General features: G+C 37.4%; 4 protein-coding genes and 1 pseudogene. All 5 read right to left on the reverse strand.

Annotation, left to right across the window (positions count from 1 at the left end):
- Window positions 1–950: 950 nt before the first annotated feature.
- Window positions 951–1,600 (reverse strand): annotated as a pseudogene (locus J2S06_RS15965) (IS6 family transposase); the annotation flags it as partial.
- 2 nt (window positions 1,601–1,602) lie between these two features.
- Complete coding sequence (locus tag J2S06_RS15970; protein WP_419152956.1) at window positions 1,603–1,833, reverse strand: hypothetical protein; 231 nt, start codon at window positions 1,831–1,833, stop codon at window positions 1,603–1,605.
- 153 nt (window positions 1,834–1,986) lie between these two features.
- Window positions 1,987–2,133, reverse strand: a complete 147-nt coding sequence (locus tag J2S06_RS15975; protein ID WP_419152957.1) for a hypothetical protein — start codon at window positions 2,131–2,133, stop codon at window positions 1,987–1,989.
- 833 nt (window positions 2,134–2,966) lie between these two features.
- Complete coding sequence (locus J2S06_RS15980) at window positions 2,967–3,473, reverse strand: hypothetical protein (protein WP_052659386.1); 507 nt, start codon at window positions 3,471–3,473, stop codon at window positions 2,967–2,969.
- 394 nt (window positions 3,474–3,867) lie between these two features.
- Window positions 3,868–5,114, reverse strand: a 1,247-nt coding sequence (locus tag J2S06_RS15985; protein ID WP_419152958.1) for an IS110 family RNA-guided transposase, incomplete at its 5' end; no start/stop codon positions are given.

The raw sequence follows: 5,114 nt of genomic DNA on the forward strand, positions 1-5,114 counted from the left end.
GCCGCGGAAAAAGTCGTGTATTTGACTGTTCAAGATTTTAATGAGAAATGGGCAGGGCGAAAGTTACGAGGATTTGCCGAAGCGCATGAAGCCCTCCAGCGAATAGGATTAACCAAATAATGTAAATCGATAAGATGAGGGGATCTCCCTTTCCACACAGGAGACTGAATATTCAGTCTCCTGTGTGGAAGAAACAGGCCCTCTCTATTCTAAATCCATTTCAGAGATAACCCTATCTATCTTACATTACACAAAATTCTTGACGGTACCTCTGAAATTCAAGTGATTAATATTTTTTAATTATCTAAAAAGATAAAGGATATTGTAATAATTACTATGTTGAGTGTTCGAAATTTATAATGGTTTCTTTATAATACGTAGACAATTAAATTTATTAAAAAATAGAGAGACTTAAGCTAATGGATAAAAAAACGCCAAAATGATTATTGTATAAGTAAGTATAAATGATGGCTGCCTATGTTGTGATTGGACATTTCGGGCAGCCGTTTTCCTAAAGGAAGAGTTTTTGTAAAATAATTCCCGCTTGCTAATCAACTGGTACCCCATATGACAACGAAACGGGTCTATACTACCTTGATTGTCCCATACTATTATCCAACACATGCGTGTTCCTATCTTTAGATTCCGGGTAGTGTCAAAAGTTCTATGAAAAACTCAAGTCTTTGGTGTGAGTTAACCGAAGAAGAGTGCCAAAGCCACCGCAATCACTCTTGACATACACGACAATGGTTTTGTATATGAGCATCAAGGGCGAAGGGAACAAAAAGAAGGCATACCAAAGAAGCCTTTGACATTACCATTTTAAACCATTGTCGGATTCGGTTTGTCAAGAGTTCACTTCGTCGATTGCGGCCTTAAGGGCTCAGCTAAACAAAAAGTTAGGCCGTTTGTTCCATCAGCCAATGTTGAGCTAGTTCAATGAGCTTCGTCTAGCGTACTGGCATGTTTGGGAGTCCCTTAAGCTCTGGAATCACGACGGGGATCTTTCCCTCTAAGCCGGCATGAGGCCTTAAAAAGTTAAAATACGCCACAAAAAGCGTGACAAAGGAAACCTGGAGCCGAACCCATTGGTGGCACGATAGTTTCCCTTAAAGGTACGGTTTAGTCGCTCGATAATTTGTTTTAAAGGTCGATATTCCGTGGATACGGGATCTTCATGGTAAGTCCAATGCCTTGTTTGACGTCAAATAAAATATCATGCTGAGCGAAGAAGTGTTGAGCGAGGAGATAGATTGGATTTCCGTCCACCACAAACGTGAGGTTTTCTAGAATCTCTTTCAACTTCCGTAACACTTCATCCATCGCTCGAATGGCAGCTTCCGTATCTCGATTCTCAAACACAGGGTAAGACAAAATAATCTTTTTGACGGCATCAAAGAAGAAAAATAAGTAATGCCATTTTCCGTTTACACGTATATAAGTCTCATCTCCACAGAATTGGTCTGAAAGCTCATAAGGATAGTGATCCACAAACGGTTTAAGAACTGACGCTATGGGCATAGTTCAATATGGTTTGGCGAGAAATAAGCACACCGTGAATATCCTGCATGATGGAGGCTGTCTTGCGCGCCGATAAGCTTATTACTGGGATTGTGTGTGAACCACAGAAAATGGTGAAGAGACAGAATTTTCTCTCATAGCACTAAATGGAGAGGTATTTTGGGTAGTTGCTGCTAACCAAGTTATAGCTGCCATTTCACAATTCTGACTTGTTAGCAACTCATTAATTGTCTCTTGTTGATATTTTGGTAACGTTTTTATCCAATCTTTCTCATTATCACCGATAATAGCTTTAATTTCATTCCATTCCATTTTAAATCATCCTTTGTAAATATTCTGCTGAAACCACATGGGTTGTTTGATGAAGTGTCTAAGGGTCTACATCCCCTAAACTAATTCCCGCATGTATTGTTAGTACATATGCCCCTATTAGTATCACTACTATACTTCTATCTTTTAAACTTATTACTGGACTTCCAGATTGACCCGGCCTACAGTGTTTAATTCTATAGAGCAATCCATAATAACCATTCGTTTAGCTGAATTATCAACTACAGCAGATAAATTATCTTCTAGATTTATTGTCCACTCAAAAAAAGCAATATTTTTCATGAGATTCTCCTTTTCTATTTGTCAATAATATTTCCATACCTGTCTAGAGAAGCTTTTCTACTTGGATTTCCTATTTTCCAAGCTTTTTTTGTTACCATTGTAGCCTAAATGACCAATATGGGGGCCCACCAACAAAACGCAGAAAACATACGCTAAGCAAATTCCGACATGATACAAGCCGATTTTTTAAACGCTAAGGAATTTAATCGATAAAAAACTTCTTGCATTAATGTAAGAAGCCTCCATTTTTTGTGCGCTTGGAAAAATAAGTAAAGTAAAGTTGTCTAATTCCAATCTTTTTTTGTTATTATAAGATATTCTCTGTCCTCTATATTTAATTGCAAAGGTGAAATTAAATCCTTTAATTTTAACTCTGTATATTTTAATACAGGATCATTTTCTTCCCCGTACCATGTGGTATAAAGTTCAATATAAAAGGAGTGCTTAATTGCTTCTGTGATATAGTCAAAGAGTAATTTTAAGCATTTTATATCGGTATCAGAACTATTTTTAAATTGCCCTCCTTCAGGAGTGATGGTAACACAATAAGGGTTTTTGAGATGAACAGGCCTTTCAGCTTTTTTTATTTTTTTACAATAATAGCTGTAAAATCCAAATCCGACCCAAAAAAATTAATGTTTTTCGTTACTTGTTTTTCTCTTTTCTACCGAATGTACCAATAGGTAAAGGGTATTTCGATGAAAGAAAATACCGTTGAGTCATAAGTTCATTCCTTTCGAAATTGGGAGTATATACCATTTATATCTAAAAAATCAATTTGTATACTGTTAAAATCAAAAACGCAACTAATTAAAGTTGCGTTTTTAATTTAATTAATTAATGTACCCTCCACGAACTAATGCTCTAAGGAAATATTCATATTCCTCATTTCCAAGAACGCAGTCCTCTTCATTAATACCTTTAAAAATGATGAATTCATTGAGTATTTGATTGGAACTACCTTGAATGGTAAAGTTACTTATAAATTTTTGATCATCCGATTCAATTATGATGTTAATAGCAGTTTCATCTTTTATGATTTGATTTTTTTCTTCTTGGCTAAGCTTTTGGTCATTTAATATTTGCTTTTTAATATAGTCTCTTTCTTCCTTTTCCTCCTGAGACAATATATTGTTCAACACTTCCTCATCGTCAATCGTATAACAATACACAATGTTTTGACGATTTACAAAGGGATCCGAGTTTAAGTCTTGAAAATCCTCTTGATCTCTTTTTTTAGCTTGATATTTCTTTTCTAATATATTGCTTACTTCATCTATGGAATACTTATACGGCAATCCCGATTCTATAAACCTTTGATGGATTTCCTTAAAATTCATATAAACTGTCACTCCCTCTATAAACTTTAATTTTCTTCAGAATTCTCACGTTTTCTTTAAATTTCACTAACTTCCAATAGCTTCTCCACCTCATGTTAGTGGATATTAATTGAATATATTCAATATATTTACATGGTAGAGTCCGTCCTATCGAACGGATTTACAATATCTGTAATATCCTGCATGACCGTGCTAGAAGTCTCCACACTTCTCATGGTCGCTCACCCTCCCAGTATCACTGGATGATAAGTTTCCATACATTCCTTCGTCCTGCGTATCCATGAGGTGGAGGTTGGATATGCTCCTTTACAGGGTCAGGCCCGAATGGTGAAAATATACTCCAACTCTGCACGATTGGTGTTTGTCAGAATCATAAGTCGTTAGATAAAGGTTTTTAAGCAACCTGTAATGCGTTTAATTGAGGTAATCTTTTTAATAGCTTGGATCCATCAAACTCACACTGTTTCTTTCCTATGGCAAATAACACGCATAATAGTTTACAACACAAGGCAATCAGTGACTGTTGTTTCTTTAATGGCCTGTCTGGCCGGTTGGTATAGTAATGATGCAAGGCTTTAAACACAGGATTATGGGCAACGAGTGGGCGAATGGCTAGGTATAATGCTTTTCGTAAGCGACGGCGACCTCTTTTCGTTATTTTCGTCTGCCCTTTATACTTGCCCGAACTGTGTTCTTTTAACGAAAGCCCTGCCAGGTTGACTAGTTGTTGGGGATGATTGTACTTGGTCAAATCCCCTACTTCCGCAAAAAACAAAGCGATGGTGGTATGACCGAGTCCCGGGATACTCGTCATTTGCTTCGCACCTGGTATGCTTTCAACCATGCCTTCTAGTTCCTCGTCTAATTGGGCTAACTGTGTCTTGTAAAGTTGATTTTGATCCAATAGACAATCCAATTCTCTTTTGGCGAACTGGATTCCGACCTCAATCCCAACGCTCTTGTTCGCTACCTCTACGAGTCTGGTTGCACGTTTTATCCCAACCCCACGCTGTACATGCGGTTTCCATTTTTGTAGTACTTCTTCTGGTGTCAACTTTTGAATATCAGAAGGAAATGGAAACATACGCAAGGTATGAAAGGCGGCTTTCCCTTTCCAATCTCCTAACACATCGAAAAACTCTGGAAAATAACGTTGAATGACGTTTTCAATCCGCCCTGCAATCATCATGAGTTGTTTGATGAGCTGATCTCGTAATTTGACGCCTTCTCTTAGTTCAGCGTATACGCCCTCTATTAGGTTCGGTACAGAGTATCGCACATCTTTGATTAACTGTGCAATGACACGAGCGTCTTTTGTATCGTTTTTTGTAGGTGAATTATCATCCAGTTCTTTGCTTTTTTTGACGTGCATAGGATTCACTAGCACTACATCATATCCTTTTGCCTTAAGAAAATAGGCAAGATTTAGCCAATAATGACCGGTAGGCTCCATTCCAAACATCACGTGATCCTTATGATTGTCTTTTTGGTGACGATTGACACAATCTAACAAGGTTTGAAAGCCGTGTATACGATTTTCAAAGATCAATCTCTTGCCAAATTCTAAGCCTCGATCATCTTGAAAACGGGCTACGTGCTTTTCTTTCGCTACATCAATACCTACAATAAGAGTTGATGGTG

Source organism: Bacillus alveayuensis, from assembly GCA_030812955.1.
GTDB classification, from domain to species: domain Bacteria; phylum Bacillota; class Bacilli; order Bacillales; family Aeribacillaceae; genus Bacillus_CB; species Bacillus_CB alveayuensis.